A 15,178-nucleotide genomic window follows, 5' to 3' on the forward strand; every position below is an offset into this window, starting at 1 on the left:
TTTCGCCATCAAAGCCCCGGATGACGCGTGATTTATGCTGCAAAAACGGTAACTCGTGCTGCGTCATCTCGTACATACGTATAGCTTTAGGTAATATGTGCCGACATTTGCCGAATCTGGAGAGTTGCAATGCGTGGTGATTTTTACAAACAGTTAGCCGGTGACCTGGATACCGCCCGCGCGGAAGGGTTGTTTAAAGAAGAGCGTATTATTACGAGTGCTCAGCAGGCAGATATCACCGTCGGTGATGGTAGCCACGTGATCAACTTCTGCGCCAATAACTACCTGGGCCTGGCGAACCATCCGTCGCTGATTGCTGCCGCGAAAGCGGGTCTCGACAGCCACGGTTTCGGCATGGCATCGGTGCGCTTTATCTGCGGCACCCAGGATACCCACAAAGTGCTGGAGCAGAAGCTGGCGGAATTTCTCGGTATGGAAGATGCGATTCTTTACTCCTCCTGCTTCGATGCCAACGGCGGGTTGTTTGAAACGCTGCTGGGGCCGGAAGATGCGATTATCTCTGATGCCCTGAACCACGCCTCCATCATCGATGGCGTGCGTCTGTGTAAGGCCAAACGCTTCCGCTACGCCAACAACGACATGCAGGAACTGGAAGCGCGTCTGAAAGAGGCGCGTGACGCCGGGGCGCGCCATGTGCTGATCGCCACAGACGGCGTGTTCTCGATGGATGGCGTGATTGCCAACCTGAAAGGCGTGTGCGACCTGGCTGATAAATATGACGCGCTGGTGATGGTCGATGACTCTCATGCCGTCGGTTTTGTCGGCGAAAATGGCCGTGGTTCCCACGAATATTGCGACGTGATGGGCCGTGTGGACATCATCACCGGCACGCTGGGTAAAGCGCTCGGCGGCGCATCCGGTGGTTATACCGCAGCGCGTAAAGAGGTGGTGGAGTGGCTGCGTCAGCGTTCCCGTCCGTATCTGTTCTCTAACTCGCTGGCTCCGGCGATTGTTTCTGCGTCTATCAAAGTGCTGGAGATGGTTGCGTCCGGCGCTGAACTGCGCGACCGCCTGTGGGCTAACGCGAGCCTGTTCCGTGAAAAAATGAACGCCGCAGGTTTTACTCTGGCGGGTGCCGATCACGCCATCATCCCGGTGATGCTGGGCGATGCGGTTGTGGCGCAGGATTTTGCTCGCCTGCTGCAAAAAGAGGGGATCTACGTGACCGGTTTCTTCTATCCGGTAGTGCCGAAAGGCCAGGCGCGTATTCGTACCCAAATGTCGGCGGCACATACCCCTGAACAAATCGAACGTGCGGTGGAAGCCTTTATCCGCATTGGTAAACAACTGGGCGTGATTGCCTGAGGAAGCCAGATGAAAGCGTTGTCGAAACTGAAAGCGGAAGAAGGGATCTGGATGACCGATGTGCCGAAACCGGACGTCGGCCATAACGATCTGCTGATTAAAATCCGTAAAACGGCGATTTGCGGTACGGATGTGCATATCTACAACTGGGACGAATGGTCACAGAACACTATCCCCGTTCCGATGGTGGTCGGTCATGAGTATGTCGGCGAAGTGGTCGGCATCGGCCAGGAAGTGAAAGGCTTTAAGATTGGCGACCGTGTTTCCGGCGAGGGGCATATCACCTGCGGTCACTGCCGTAACTGCCGTGGCGGCCGCACGCATCTGTGCCGTAACACCATCGGCGTCGGCGTTAACCGTCCGGGCTGTTTTGCCGAGTATCTGGTGATCCCGGCGTTTAACGCCTTCAAAATCCCGGATAACATTTCCGATGATTTAGCCTCTATCTTCGACCCGTTCGGCAACGCGGTGCACACCGCGCTCTCTTTCGACCTGGTCGGTGAAGATGTGCTGGTTTCCGGCGCGGGCCCGATTGGCGTGATGGCGGCCGCAGTGGCGAAACACGTGGGTGCCCGTAACGTGGTGATCACCGACGTGAACGAATACCGTCTTGAGCTGGCGCGCAAAATGGGCGTCACCCGCGCAGTGAACGTCGCGAAAGAGAGCCTGGCTGATGTGATGGCCGAGCTGGGTATGACCGAAGGGTTTGACGTGGGCCTGGAGATGTCCGGCGCACCGGCGGCTTTCCGCACCATGCTTGATACCATGAATCACGGCGGGCGCATCGCTATGCTTGGGATCCCGCCATCGGATATGTCGATTGACTGGACGAAAGTCATCTTCAAGGGGCTGTTTATCAAAGGGATTTATGGTCGCGAAATGTTCGAAACCTGGTACAAAATGGCGGCACTGATCCAGTCTGGTCTGGATCTCACGCCAATCATCACCCACCATTTCAGCATTGATGACTTCCAGAAGGGCTTTGATGCCATGCGCTCGGGTCAGTCCGGGAAAGTGGTATTGAGCTGGGATTAATATTCCTCTCCTCACGCCCTTATTGGGCGTGAGGTCTATTACCTGTGATTAATCTTAAAACTTCCCGATATATGTAAATATTTGTCATTGTCATAAATGTTACGTATTTAAGGTTTAGTCTTATTTCATTACAAATCCCCCTCCCGCACGCTACCCCCTGTTTATAAAAATAATATTCTGTGGAGATTAAGGACGACTCCGAAATATTTTTGCCCCTTAATTAATTCTTAAGGTGTGAAAGGTAAAAGGTAGCCTACACGTTAAGGTGAACAGGTAATGAAAAAGATGAATAGCCCAGGGACACTCAGTGTCATCATCCCGTTGTATAACGCAGGTAATGAATTTAAAGCCTGTATGGAATCACTGCTGGCGCAAACCTGGACGGCGCTGGAAATTATCATTGTAAATGACGGCTCTACGGATAATTCTGCTGACATTGCAAAGTACTATGCTGAGAATTACCCACAGGTTCGTTTAGTGCATCAGGCGAATGCCGGGGCATCCGTTGCCCGTAACCGGGGGCTGGAGCTGGCCCACGGTGAGTATATCGCGTTTGTAGATGCTGATGACGTCACTTATCCGCAGATGTATGAAACCCTGATGACCATGGCGTTACAGGATAATCTCGATGTTGCCCAGTGCAATTCAGACTGGTGTGACCGGACGACAGGTGAAACCTGGCAATCCATTCCACACGATCGCGTTCACTCTACTGGCGTCATGAGCGGGCCGGAGTGGCTGCGGATGGCATTAGCCAGCCGTCGCTGGACGCATGTCGTCTGGATGGGGGTGTATCGCCATGAATTAATAAAACAGTGTAATCTGAAATTTGTACCCGGATTACACCATCAGGATATTCTCTGGTCGACAGAATTTATGTATAACGCAACGCGCGCACGTTATACCGAAGAATCCTTATATAAATATTTTCTCCATGACGTTTCGGTGAGTCGTAAAAAACGTACAGGGCGGAAAAATCTCTCTTATCAACGGCATTACATTAAAATTACCCGTCTGCTGGATAAACTTAATCGTGACTATGCCGGGAAAATCAAAATGTATCCCGAGTTTTACCAGCAAATAACCTATGAAGCATTACGGGTATGTCATGCGGTGCGAAAAGAGCGCGATATCATTACGCGTAAAATGATGATTGCTGAGATATTTGCATCGGGTATGTACAAGCGGATGCTTGCCAACGTGCGTAGCCCGAAACTGGCGTATCAGGCTCTGTTGTGGTCGGTGAGGTTGTATAGCTGGCAGGATCGCGGGCTGGCAAGCCGCAGGCTGGCACGTAAGGCGCTCAGCCTGCGCTAATTTCCCGCTACGGTTTATCCCACCCCTGCCATTGCAGACGCAGGTATTGCATTACGGTGCTGTTGCTGATGCTGTCTGCCATCACGGTGAAGAACTGGGTGGCATAGACAGGCTCAGGCGCTTTCTTCGTCTTACATAACGTCACGCCGCGGAACGGATTGCGCGGTTTGTCCGGCGCTTTGTCTTTTGGTGGCGTCGAGGTATCGATTTGCGGTTCGTTCAGTAAGCTGCTCGGGCGCACCAGGGTAATATCCGACGGCAGGGTGGGGAGCATTTGCTGCAACACACGCACGGTAGTCGGGTGCGGGTGGCCGATAGCGATAGCGGAACCGTTACGTCGCGCCAGCTCAACCGCCCGGTTAAACTGACGACGAATATCAGCTTCGTTCTGCGTATCGTCGAGGAACACTTTGCGTTTAATCACCTTCACGCCCGTGCCGCTGGCGGCACGCATCGCCTGGCTATTGCCAATCGTCATGCTATCGAGGAAGTAAAGGTTGTAGCGGCTCAGTGCCTGCATCACTTTCTGCATGCCGAACAGGCTGGAGGTCATCGCGCTGCCCATGTGGTTGTTCAACCCCACGGCATACGGCACTTTGCCAACCGCTTCGCGGATAATGCGTTCGATTTCGTCGCTGCTCATCTCCGGGCGCAGCGTGTCTTTTTCCAGCGGCTGTTTGCTGAGCGGCGCCATCGGTAAGTGAATTAGCACTTCATGCCCGCTATTGTGGGCTTTCGTCGCCATTTCATGTGCGTGGGGAGCATTAGGGAGAACGGCGACGGAGACCGCTGACGGCATTGCCAGCACCTGGTTCTCGTTATGCGGGCGATAGCCAAAATCATCAATGACAATCGCCAGCTTCCCCGCAAAGACTGGCGCCGCTAAGGTGAGGGCGCTAATAAGAAGGATCCTGCGAAATTGAAGCAAACTTATCTTCCCAACCACGGTAGTGGATTGACCGCCTGACCCTGGCGGCGAATTTCGAAATAGAGCGACGGTCGGCCCTGACCTCCGCTGTTACCAACCAGTGCAATCGGCTGTCCGGCGCGAACCTGCGTGCCTACGCTGACCAGCGCACTCTGATTATAGCCGTAAAGGCTCATATCGCCTTTTCCGTGCTCAACCACCACGACCAGGCCGTAACCCTGCAGCCAGTCGGCGAGGATCACGCGGCCATCGGCGATGGCTTTAACCTCAGTGCCTTCAGAGGCGCTGATAACCATCCCTTTCCAGCGCAGCTCACCCTGCAACTGTTCGCCGTAGCGGTGCAGCGTAGAGCCGCGAACCGGCCAGTAGGCCTGACCGCGCGGCGCGCCGAGACCACCGGTGCGCGACATTAGCGAGCGTTCGCTTTCGGTAGGTTTGTAGGTTTTGCCTTTGCTGGTGGCTTCTTTCTGGCGATTGCGAACCGCATCGGCTTCACGGGCTTCACGTTCGGCGCGCGCTTTGGCCGCCGCCGCTGCGCGGGCGATACTGTTGCGCAGGCGTGATTCGTTAGCGCGCAGTTCGCTTAACTGTTGCTGGCCAGCCTGAATTGAGGATTCCAGCCCGGCGATGGTTTTCTGCCGCTCGCTACGCGCCTGTTCAAGCTTCGCCTGTTGCGCTTTTTGCTCATACAGCAGGGTTTGCTGTTGGCTCTGTTTCTCTTCCAGCTCCGCTTTCTGTGCAGTCACCTGCTCGCGAGTCTGTTTAAGCTCGGCGATGGTTTCCTGGCGCGCCTGGTTGAGATAGCCGAAGTAAGCCTGCAGGCGTTGGCCGCGCTGGCTCTCTTCACCGCTGAGAATAAGCTGAATACCGGTGTGTTCACCCTGACGAAATGCCGCGTCGAGCTGGGCGGCCAGATTGCGCTCCTGGGTGGCGCGCTGGGCTTCCAGTTTAGCGATGGACGCATTCATTTCGTCGATTTGTTTATTGAGCTGCGTGAGGGTGGCCTGCGTTTCGCGAAGTTGACGCGCGGCGGCGGCGATGGCCTGATCCTGCGCTTTCAACTGGGCGAGCAGAGAGGAACGTTGTTGCTGCTGCTGGCGTACTGCGCGCTCTTTGGCGGCAATATCAGCCTGAATGGATTGTAACTGCGAGCGGTCATCGGCGTGGGCAGACGACGCGCACAGCAATACGCCAGCGCTGAGTGCGCTGGCGTATAAGGCGGACCGCAATGTGACCGCAGCCCCTTTAACTACAAAAATCGCCTTTCCCCTCATGGGGAGGGATTATTCCACGATGAACAGCGGCTTACCAGTCATCTCTTTCGGGATTTCCATGCCCATCAGCGTCAGCATGGTTGGTGCGATATCAGAAAGCTTGCCGCCATCGACTGCTTTCAGATTTTTCTCGCCCACGTAGATCAGCGGAACCGGCAGGTTGGTGTGGGCAGTGTGAGCCTGGCCAGTCGCGGGATCACGCATCTGCTCGGCGTTGCCGTGGTCTGCGGTGATCAGCAACTGACCGCCAACGGATTCAACCGCTTTCGCCACCTGATCAACACAATTATCCAGTGCTTCAACGGCTTTGATTGCCGCCTCCATTACACCGGTGTGGCCAACCATATCGCCGTTCGGGTAGTTACAGATAATGGTGTCGTATTTCCCGCTCTTGATGGCCGCGACCAGTTTTTCAGTCAGTTCTGCGGAGCTCATTTCTGGCTGCAGATCGTAGGTCGCCACTTTTGGCGAGTTGATCAGGATGCGATCTTCACCTTTGAACGGTTCTTCTACGCCGCCGTTAAAGAAGAAGGTGACGTGCGCGTATTTCTCGGTTTCGGAGATGCGCAGTTGCGTTTTGTCGTTTTTCGCCATCCATTCGCCGAAAGTGTTCGCCAGCGATGCCGGCGGGTAAGCGCACGGCGCTTTGATGTCGGCGGCGTATTCGGTCAACTGGATGAAATCGCCCAGTTTCACTTCTTTCTGGCGTTTGAAGCCGTCGAAGTCTGCGTTTACGAATGCGCGAGTGATTTCACGCGCACGGTCAGCACGGAAGTTCATGAAAATCAGCGCGTCGCCATCTTCCATTGCCGCATCAGCCTGGCCTTCGGCACGGATAACTGTCGCTTTCACAAATTCATCGTTTTCATCACGCGCATAGGCAGCCTGCAACCCTTCAACAGCGGTCGCGAACTGGAACTCGCCTTTCGCCTGAGTCATCAGGTTGTAAGCTTGTTCAACGCGATCCCAACGGTTGTCGCGATCCATTGCGTAGTAACGGCCAATGATGGACGCCACACGGCCTTTGCCCAGCGCGGCAAATTTATCTTCGAATTTCTTCAGTGAACCTTCTGCGCTGCGCGGTGGGGTATCGCGGCCATCAAGGAAGGCATGCAGATAGATTTTTTCTGCGCCGCGCTCGGCTGCCAGTTCAACCATCGCCAGGATGTGATCTTCGTGGCTGTGAACGCCGCCCGCAGAGAGCAGGCCCATGATGTGCACAGCTTTACCTGCTTTCGCTGCTTTATCAACCGCACCACCGAGAACCGGGTTAGCGAAGAAGGCGCGATCTTTAATTTCTACGTCGAGACGGGTTAAGTCCTGATACACGATACGGCCCGCGCCCAGGTTAACGTGACCCACTTCGGAGTTGCCCATCTGGCGATCTGGCAGGCCGACTTCCAGGCCGGATGCGTCGATCAGGGTATGCGGACGTTTGGCCCACAGGGCGTCCATTACCGGGGTTTTTGCGCTGTAAATAGCGTTATCCTGATGCTCTTCACGATGACCATAGCCATCCAGGATAACCAGTACCATAGGTTTTTTAGAAACCGACATTGCGACAACCTCATGCTCGAAGGAGAAAAAAATTTGCGCAATTTTACTACGGCTGAATCGATCAAACAGCTACTGAAGATCAAAAAAGAGGGAGGATTAAGCAATTGTAGAACCTATTTGCATGATTTTTTCCGAAGTCAGCCGCAGAAAATGCATTACATCGCGCGGCCTGGCTGTATTTGCTCCACTGCACAGGTATACTCCACCCCTGGTTTTTAAACATTAAGTCGGGAGTCGTTACCCCCCATGCAAGAAATTATGCAATTTGTTAGCCGTCACCCTGTGCTGAGCATCGCATGGATTGCCTTACTGGTGGCTGTATTGTTCACCACCTTCAAAGGCCTGGCGTCTAAAGTTAAAGTGATTACCCGTGGCGAAGCTACGCGCCTGATTAACAAAGAAGACGCCGTGGTTGTTGACCTGCGTCAGCGCGATGATTTCCGCAAAGGCCACATTGCTGGCTCTATCAACCTGCTGGTGGCGGACGTAAAGGCCAATAACGTCGGCGAGTTAGAGAAGCACAAGAACAAGCCGGTGATTGTCACCGACGCGTCAGGCATGCAGGCGCAAGAGCCCGCAAACGCACTGATCAAAGCAGGCTTTGAACAGGTTTATGTACTAAAAGAAGGTATTGCTGGCTGGAGCGGCGAAAATCTTCCTTTGGTTCGCGGTAAGTAAGGAGCATTTTCATGGCGACTATCGAAATCTACACCAAAGCAACCTGCCCGTTTTGCCATCGTGCAAAGGCATTGCTGAGCAGCAAAGGCGCGACCTTCCAGGAACTGCCGATTGATGGCGATGCGGCAAAACGCGAAGAAATGATTAAGCGCAGCGGTCGCACGACGGTTCCGCAGATTTTTATTGATGCACAGCACATTGGCGGCTGTGATGACTTGTATGCGCTTGATGCACGTGGTGGACTTGATCCCCTGCTGTAATAGCGCATTTGCGTGAGCGTCACGCCGACACGTATCGGTTTGAAGAATAACGCGTATTTTAAGGACAACACGAAAGGGTTTTTACACATGTCTGAGCAAAACAACACTGAAATGAACTTCCAGATCCAGCGTATCTACACCAAGGACGTATCTTTCGAAGCGCCGAATGCGCCTCACGTTTTCCAGAAAGATTGGCAGCCAGAGGTTAAACTTGATCTTGATACGGCTTCCTCTCAACTGGCGGAAGGCGTGTTTGAAGTGGTGCTGCGTGTCACCGTAACGGCTTCGCTTGGCGAAGAAACGGGTTTCCTGTGTGAAGTTCAGCAGGGCGGTATTTTCTCCATCGAGGGTATCGAAGGTACTCAGATGGCGCATTGCCTGGGTGCTTACTGCCCGAACATCCTGTTCCCGTATGCGCGTGAATGCATCACCAGCCTGGTTTCCCGTGGGACTTTCCCGCAACTGAACCTTGCGCCGGTTAACTTTGATGCGCTGTTCATGAACTATTTGCAGCAGCAGTCCGGTGAAGGTGAAGAACAACATCAGGATGCCTGATGAACGCACTTAATGCTTCAATGACTGTCATCGGTGCCGGTTCTTACGGCACCGCCCTTGCCATCACCCTGGCAAGAAACGGGCACCAGGTTGTGCTCTGGGGCCACGATCCCGAACATATCGCGGCATTACAGCGCGATCGCTGTAACGTGGCGTTTCTTCCTGATGTTCCCTTCCCTGACTCTCTACACCTGGAAAGCGATTTAGCGACGGCGCTGGCCGCCAGCCGCAATATTCTGGTTGTTGTGCCAAGCCACGTATTTGGGGTGGTGCTGCGTCAGATGAAACCGCTGATGCGCAGCGATGCGCGCGTGGTGTGGGCGACGAAAGGGCTGGAGGCTGAAACTGGCCGCCTGTTGCAGGACGTCGCGCGGGAAGCGCTGGGCGACGAAATTCCGCTGGCGGTGATTTCCGGGCCGACATTCGCGAAAGAGCTGGCGGCAGGGCTGCCTACGGCGATTTCACTGGCCTCGACCGATCCGGTTTTCGCTGACGATTTGCAGCAACTGCTGCACTGTGGCAAAAGCTTCCGCGTCTACAGCAACCCTGATTTTATCGGTGTGCAGTTGGGCGGGGCGGTGAAGAACGTGATTGCTATTGGCGCGGGGATTTCCGACGGCATCGGTTTTGGCGCGAATGCGCGTACCGCGCTTATCACCCGTGGCCTGACAGAGATGTCTCGTCTGGGTGCGGCGTTGGGCGCCGATCCTGTCACCTTTATGGGGATGGCCGGATTGGGCGATTTAGTGCTGACCTGCACCGATAACCAGTCGCGTAACCGCCGTTTCGGTATGGCGCTCGGCCAGGGCGAAGACGTTCAGGATGCACAAGATAAGATTGGCCAGGTGGTCGAAGGTTATCGCAATACCAAAGAAGTTCGCGAGTTGGCGCACCGTGTGGGTGTCGAAATGCCAATAACCGAGGAAATTTATCAGGTATTGTATTGCGGAAAAAGTGCGCGCGAGGCAGCATTGACATTATTAGGTCGTGCTCGCAAGGACGAACGCAGCGGCAAATAAATTCAGGAAACCTTTGTCACCCCAAATGACCCGGCTGGCACAGAACTGGCCGGTCATTCATCATCGTCTGGAGTATGCAATGTCGTGTGAAGAACTGGAGATTGTCTGGAACAACATTAAAGCTGAAGCGCGGGCACTGGCCGACTGTGAGCCAATGCTGGCAAGCTTTTATCACGCGACGCTACTCAAGCATGAAAACCTCGGCAGCGCCCTGAGCTACATGTTAGCCAACAAGCTGGCGTCGCCGATTATGCCCGCTATCGCTATCCGTGAAGTCGTTGAAGAGGCTTACGCCGCTGACCCGGAGATGATTGCTTCCGCTGCCTGCGACATTCAGGCTGTGCGCACGCGTGACCCGGCAGTAGATAAATACTCCACGCCGCTGCTCTATCTGAAAGGTTTTCACGCCTTGCAGGCCTATCGCATCGGCCACTGGCTGTGGTTGCAGGGGCGTCGCGCTCTGGCGATTTTCCTGCAAAATCAGGTTTCTGTAACGTTCCAGGTCGATATCCACCCGGCAGCGAAAATTGGCCGTGGCATCATGCTCGACCACGCCACCGGGATCGTCGTGGGTGAAACGGCGGTGATCGAGAACGACGTCTCGATTCTGCAATCAGTCACCCTGGGTGGTACCGGGAAAACCAGCGGCGATCGTCACCCGAAAATCCGCGAAGGCGTGATGATCGGCGCAGGCGCAAAAATCCTCGGCAATATTGAAGTCGGGCGCGGCGCGAAAATTGGCGCGGGCTCCGTGGTGCTGCAACCGGTGCCGCCGCATACCACCGCCGCAGGCGTACCGGCACGTATTGTCGGTAAGCCAGACAGCGATAAGCCGTCGATGGATATGGATCAGCACTTCAACGGCATTCACCATACGTTTGAGTATGGCGACGGTATCTGATTTAACCTCGTAAAATGGCGCCCGGATACCCCAACTGGCGCCATGCTTCATACACCACCACCGACACCGCGTTAGACAGGTTCATACTGCGGCTGTCCGGCATCATGGGAATACGAATTTTTTGTTCCGGCGGCAGGGCATCCAGAATAGACGCTGGCAGGCCGCGCGTTTCCGGGCCAAACATCAGATAGTCGCCATCCTGATAGTTCACCGCACTGTGGGCGGGCGTGCCTTTGGTGGTCAGGGCAAACAGGCGCTGGGGTTTTTCTGCCTCAAAGAACGCGTCGTAGTTTGAATAACGCGTGACAGCGGTAAATTCGTGATAATCCAGCCCCGCGCGGCGCAGACGCTTATCGTCCCAGGTAAAACCCATCGGTTCGATGATATGCAGACGAAAGCCGGTATTGGCGCAAAGGCGGATGATATTGCCGGTATTTGGCGGGATTTCTGGTTCAAATAAAACGATGTTAAGCATGCTGCCCCCTTAAGTGCGGTGGGCAGGATAGCAGAAAAGAGTGGAGAGGTGTGGGGGCTTTGGTCAGCGTTTTCCCCTCACCCTAACCCTCTCCCCAAAGGGGCGAGGGAACCGATCGTGCAAATTTGAAGAACTGCGCTGGTTTTCACCCTCGCCCCTTTGGGGAGAGGGCCGGGGTGAGGGGCTAGGCCCTACGCCGCATTCCCCTTCGCCAGGGGAGCCAGCGCCGCAGGCAGGGTTTTACCCAGCTCCTGCACCAGCGAGTCGCGGCTGATTTCACTAATCGTTTTCGCACCCGTCAGCGTCATTGCCACCTTCATCTCTTTCTCAATCAGGCTCAGCAGATTTGCCACGCCCGCTTGACCCGCCGTTGCCAGCGCATAAAGATACGCGCGGCCCAGCAGAACCGTATCTGCGCCCAGCGCGATCATGCGTACCACGTCCAGGCCGTTGCGGATGCCGCTGTCGGCGAGAATGGCAATATCGCCTTTGACTGCATCGGCAATCGCAGGCAGGGCGCGGGCAGAGGAGAGCACGCCATCTAACTGGCGGCCACCGTGGTTGGAGACCACTATGCCATCCGCGCCAAAGCGCACCGCGTCACGTGCATCTTCCGGGTCGAGGATCCCTTTGATCACCATCGGGCCATCCCAAAATTCGCGGATCCACTCCAGGTCTTTCCACGAAATCGACGGATCGAAGTTATTCGCCAGCCAGCCGATGTAATCCTCCAGCCCGGTGGGTTTGCCGAGGTAAGTGGAGATATTCCCCAGATCGTGCGGGCGGCCATTCAGGCCAACATCCCATGCCCATTGTGGGTGGGTTACGGCCTGCCAGTAGCGACGCATCGCGGCATTCGGGCCGCTCATACCGGAGTGGGCATCGCGATAACGTGCGCCCGGCGTCGGCATATCAACCGTAAATACCAGCGTGGAGCAACCCGCCGCTTTCGCCCGCTCCAGCGCGTTACGCATAAATCCGCGATCGCGAAGCACATATAACTGGAACCACATCGGGCGCTTGATAGTCGGCGCGACTTCTTCGATAGGGCAGACGGACACGGTAGAGAGGGTAAACGGAATACCGTGAGCATCAGCAGCGGCAGCGGCCTGCACTTCGCCGCGACGGGCGTACATGCCGCACAGGCCAACCGGCGCAAGAGCGACCGGCATGGAGAGCTTTTCCTTAAACAGCGTGGTTTCCAGGCTAAGGTCGGCCATGTTCTTCAGCACGCGCTGGCGCAAGGCGACCTGCGACAAATCTTCCACGTTGCGGCGCAGGGTGTATTCCGCATAGGCGCCGCCATCGATGTAGTGGAACAGGAACGGCGGCAGAATGCGCTGGGCGGCGGCGCGGTAGTCACTCGCGGCTGAAATAATCATGCTTTTTTCTCCCTGGAATGTTCAGCGTGGTCGTCGGGCAGACGGGTAATGCGCGCCTGACGAGCCAGATCTTCATCAAAACGTTTTATGGTGGTGTGGACGAAACCTAAATGGGCCATCATCGCCTGGCGCGCGCCTTCGGCGTCACCGGCCACAATGGCGTCAAGAATGGCCTGATGCTGTTCGGTCAGGCGGGCAAAGACCGGCGGTACCAGATACATACGCTGGCGGCTCTGCTTAACGGAGGATTGCAGTAAATCGAAGAAGCCGCGCATGGTTTGCAGCAGTACGACGTTATGTGAGGCTTCAGCGATCGCCAGATGGAAACGCACGTCAGCCTGGGAGGCGAGATCCGGGTCTTCGCTGAGCGTCGCTTCAAAGCAGAGGGCTATCTTCTCTTTGTCGGCATCCGTCGCGCGCATGGCGGCGTGCCAGGCGGTGCTGGCTTCAATGGCATGGCGCGCTTCCAGAATATCGAAGCTGTAATCCGGGTCATCGGCCAGCAGCGTTTTCAGCGGCTGAACGATGTTTTGCTCTGACCACGCTTCATGTGGCCAGCGCACAAACGTGCCGCCGCCGCGACGGCTGAGCAGCACGCCTTCACTGACAAGCGTAGCCAGCGCCTCGCGCAGGGAATTGCGCGATACACCCAGTTGGGCTGCAAGCTGGCGTTCGGCGGGCAACTTCATGCCCGCTTCGAGTTGTTGTTCTTCAATCAGCGCCCGCACGCGAGAGGCAATCTCGTCGGACAGGCGTCTGGGCATCACTATCATGGGATCATCCAGGTTAAGACATAGGCCTGAAGCGTGGTGATGACGCCCACCATGCAGGTGAAAATCAGGCTGTGTTTCACGGTAAAGCGGAACAGATCCGACTCTTTGCCCACCAGACCTACCGCCGCACAGGCGATGGCAATGGACTGCGGCGAAATCATCTTCCCGGTGACGCCGCCGGTGGTGTTGGCGGCCACCAACAGCACGTCAGAGACGCCAATCTGCTGCGCGGCGGTAGCCTGCAATGCGGCAAACAGGGCGTTTGATGAAGTATCGGAACCGGTCAGGAATACGCCCAGCCAGCCGAGGAACGGCGAGAAGAAGGTAAACGCATGCCCCGTATGGGCTAACGCCAGCGCCAGCGTTGAAGAGAGGCCGGAGTAGTTCGAGATAAAGGCGAACGCCAGTACCATGCCGATGGAGTAAATCGGCAGCGCCAGTTCTTTCAGCGTGGTACCGAAGGTGCTGATGGCATCTTTCGGTTTCATGCGCAGCCAGACGATAGAGAGCAGGGCGGCAAACAGAATCGCCGTACCCGTCGCGGAGAGCCAGTCAAACTTATACACCGCTGCATAAGCCGTGGCTTCGCTCACAACAGGCGGCATACGGGCGACCAGCTTGTCGAGATACGGAACCGGAATATTAATCACGAACTCATACATCGCCCCGCCCGGCGCGAACAACGCTTTGAACGGCGGGATGCTCCACAGCGTAACGGTGGCGGTCAGGAACAGGAACGGCGACCAGGCGCGAACGATTTGCCCGGCAGTGTAGTGGGTACGCGCCAGTGTCTGATCGACCTGCGATGCGCCCATATCGCCAAAGCGGAAGATACGTACCGGCTGCCAGCGTTTCAGGAACAGGGTCAAACAGACCAGCGAAACCAGTGAAGAGATAATGTCCGGCAGTTCCGGGCCAATAAAGTTAGAACTCAGGTACTGGGCAATGGCGAATGAACCGCCCGCCACCATTACCGCAGGCCACGTCTCTTTGATTCCGCGCCAGCCGTCCATAATCGCCATGATCCAGAACAGCACGATAATGGTCAGGAATGGCAACTGGCGGCCTACCATCTGGCCGATTTCGAAGCTATCCAACCCAGTCACCTGCCCGGCAACCAGAATCGGAATACCCATCGCGCCAAAGGCGACTGGTGCGGTGTTCACAATCAGGCATAGCCCGGCGGCATACAGCGGATTAAAGCCTAAACCGACCAGCAGCGCAGCGGTAATTGCCACGGGCGCGCCGAATCCCGCCGCCCCTTCCAGGAATGCCCCGAAGGAGAAGCCGACGATCAGCATCTGCAGGCGCTGGTCGGGCGTAATCGACAGTATTGATGATCGGATGATGTCGAACTGCCCGGTTTTCACTGAAATTTTGTAGACAAAGACGGCGGCGATGATGATCCAGGCAATCGGCCACAGGCCGTAGAAAAAGCCATACACCACGGAGGCCAGGGCGTTATCCACCGGCATTTTGTAGAACAGCAGGGCGACGGCCAGCGCGATAGCGACCGTCCAGCTTGCGGCGATGTACCCTTTCAGCTTGAGCTTAATCAGCGCGAAGAAGAAAAAGAGTATCGGTAGCGATGCGATCAGGCTGGAAAGCCAGATGTTACCAGCAGGATCGTAGTTTTGTTGCCAGAGGCTCATTGTGCAGGTCTCCTGGGGGCCATCCGCATAATGTGCCGAGTCTGTG

The 15,178-nt window shown here is 55.8% G+C and carries 15 protein-coding genes; 8 read left to right on the forward strand and 7 right to left on the reverse strand.

The window, feature by feature from the left end; translation table 11 throughout:
* The first annotated feature begins 129 nt into the window (after window positions 1-129).
* The 3 genes from kbl to VSR74_RS16660 all read left to right on the forward strand — a co-directional run bounded on the left by kbl (window position 130) and on the right by VSR74_RS16660 (window position 3,678).
* Complete coding sequence (kbl, locus tag VSR74_RS16650; protein WP_347795743.1) at window positions 130-1,326, forward strand: glycine C-acetyltransferase; 1,197 nt, start codon at window positions 130-132, stop codon at window positions 1,324-1,326.
* Between the two features lie 9 nt (window positions 1,327-1,335).
* The gene (gene tdh, locus VSR74_RS16655; RefSeq protein WP_347795744.1) at window positions 1,336-2,361 is read left to right on the forward strand and encodes an L-threonine 3-dehydrogenase; all 1,026 of its coding nucleotides are present in this window, start codon (window positions 1,336-1,338) and stop codon (window positions 2,359-2,361) included.
* A 285-nt stretch (window positions 2,362-2,646) separates the two neighbouring features.
* Window positions 2,647-3,678, forward strand: a complete 1,032-nt coding sequence (locus tag VSR74_RS16660; RefSeq protein WP_347795955.1) for a glycosyltransferase — start codon at window positions 2,647-2,649, stop codon at window positions 3,676-3,678.
* A 7-nt stretch (window positions 3,679-3,685) separates the two neighbouring features.
* Here VSR74_RS16660 and VSR74_RS16665 read toward each other — a convergent pair whose 3' ends face one another.
* The 3 genes from VSR74_RS16665 to gpmM are packed head-to-tail and all read right to left on the reverse strand — an operon-like array spanning window position 3,686 to window position 7,437.
* Window positions 3,686-4,606, reverse strand: a complete 921-nt coding sequence (locus tag VSR74_RS16665; protein WP_347795745.1) for a divergent polysaccharide deacetylase family protein — start codon at window positions 4,604-4,606, stop codon at window positions 3,686-3,688.
* Between the two features lie 2 nt (window positions 4,607-4,608).
* Window positions 4,609-5,880 carry a murein hydrolase activator EnvC gene (envC, locus tag VSR74_RS16670; RefSeq protein WP_347795746.1) on the reverse strand — a complete coding sequence of 424 codons (1,272 nt, stop codon included), beginning with the start codon at window positions 5,878-5,880 and terminating at the stop codon, window positions 4,609-4,611.
* Window positions 5,881-5,889: 9 nt separating this feature from the next.
* The gene (gene gpmM, locus VSR74_RS16675; RefSeq protein ID WP_347795747.1) at window positions 5,890-7,437 is read right to left on the reverse strand and encodes a 2,3-bisphosphoglycerate-independent phosphoglycerate mutase; all 1,548 of its coding nucleotides are present in this window, start codon (window positions 7,435-7,437) and stop codon (window positions 5,890-5,892) included.
* A 246-nt stretch (window positions 7,438-7,683) separates the two neighbouring features.
* Here gpmM and VSR74_RS16680 point away from each other — a divergent pair, with 246 nt between their 5' ends.
* From VSR74_RS16680 to cysE, 5 genes are all read left to right on the forward strand, one after another.
* The gene (locus VSR74_RS16680) at window positions 7,684-8,115 is read left to right on the forward strand and encodes a rhodanese-like domain-containing protein (protein WP_347795748.1); all 432 of its coding nucleotides are present in this window, start codon (window positions 7,684-7,686) and stop codon (window positions 8,113-8,115) included.
* 11 nt (window positions 8,116-8,126) lie between these two features.
* Window positions 8,127-8,375 carry a glutaredoxin 3 gene (gene grxC, locus VSR74_RS16685; protein ID WP_347795749.1) on the forward strand — a complete coding sequence of 83 codons (249 nt, stop codon included), beginning with the start codon at window positions 8,127-8,129 and terminating at the stop codon, window positions 8,373-8,375.
* Between the two features lie 87 nt (window positions 8,376-8,462).
* On the forward strand, window positions 8,463-8,930 hold the full coding sequence (secB, locus tag VSR74_RS16690) for a protein-export chaperone SecB (protein ID WP_347795750.1): 468 nt from the start codon (window positions 8,463-8,465) through the stop codon (window positions 8,928-8,930).
* The gene (gene gpsA / locus VSR74_RS16695) at window positions 8,930-9,949 is read left to right on the forward strand and encodes an NAD(P)H-dependent glycerol-3-phosphate dehydrogenase (RefSeq protein WP_347795751.1); all 1,020 of its coding nucleotides are present in this window, start codon (window positions 8,930-8,932) and stop codon (window positions 9,947-9,949) included. Before secB ends, gpsA begins: the two co-directional genes overlap by 1 nt.
* A gap of 79 nt (window positions 9,950-10,028) precedes the next feature.
* The gene (gene cysE, locus VSR74_RS16700) at window positions 10,029-10,850 is read left to right on the forward strand and encodes a serine O-acetyltransferase (protein WP_015962494.1); all 822 of its coding nucleotides are present in this window, start codon (window positions 10,029-10,031) and stop codon (window positions 10,848-10,850) included.
* Between the two features lies 1 nt (window position 10,851).
* Here cysE and trmL read toward each other — a convergent pair whose 3' ends face one another.
* The 4 genes from trmL to lldP all read right to left on the reverse strand — a co-directional run bounded on the left by trmL (window position 10,852) and on the right by lldP (window position 15,132).
* Window positions 10,852-11,325, reverse strand: a complete 474-nt coding sequence (gene trmL / locus VSR74_RS16705; protein WP_347795752.1) for a tRNA (uridine(34)/cytosine(34)/5-carboxymethylaminomethyluridine(34)-2'-O)-methyltransferase TrmL — start codon at window positions 11,323-11,325, stop codon at window positions 10,852-10,854.
* Window positions 11,326-11,516: 191 nt separating this feature from the next.
* The gene (gene lldD / locus VSR74_RS16710) at window positions 11,517-12,707 is read right to left on the reverse strand and encodes a quinone-dependent L-lactate dehydrogenase (protein ID WP_347795753.1); all 1,191 of its coding nucleotides are present in this window, start codon (window positions 12,705-12,707) and stop codon (window positions 11,517-11,519) included.
* A complete protein-coding gene (lldR, locus tag VSR74_RS16715; RefSeq protein ID WP_347795754.1) occupies window positions 12,704-13,480 on the reverse strand; it encodes a transcriptional regulator LldR in 777 nt (258 codons plus the stop codon). Before lldR ends, lldD begins: the two co-directional genes overlap by 4 nt.
* Window positions 13,477-15,132: an L-lactate permease gene (lldP, locus tag VSR74_RS16720; RefSeq protein ID WP_347795755.1), complete on the reverse strand. Its 1,656-nt coding sequence runs from the start codon at window positions 15,130-15,132 to the stop codon at window positions 13,477-13,479. The genes lldR and lldP overlap by 4 nt, the downstream gene beginning before the upstream one ends.
* Between the last annotated feature and the right edge of the window lie 46 nt (window positions 15,133-15,178).

Source organism: Pseudocitrobacter cyperus, from assembly GCF_039889165.1.
Classification (GTDB): Bacteria; Pseudomonadota; Gammaproteobacteria; order Enterobacterales; family Enterobacteriaceae; genus Pseudocitrobacter; species Pseudocitrobacter cyperus.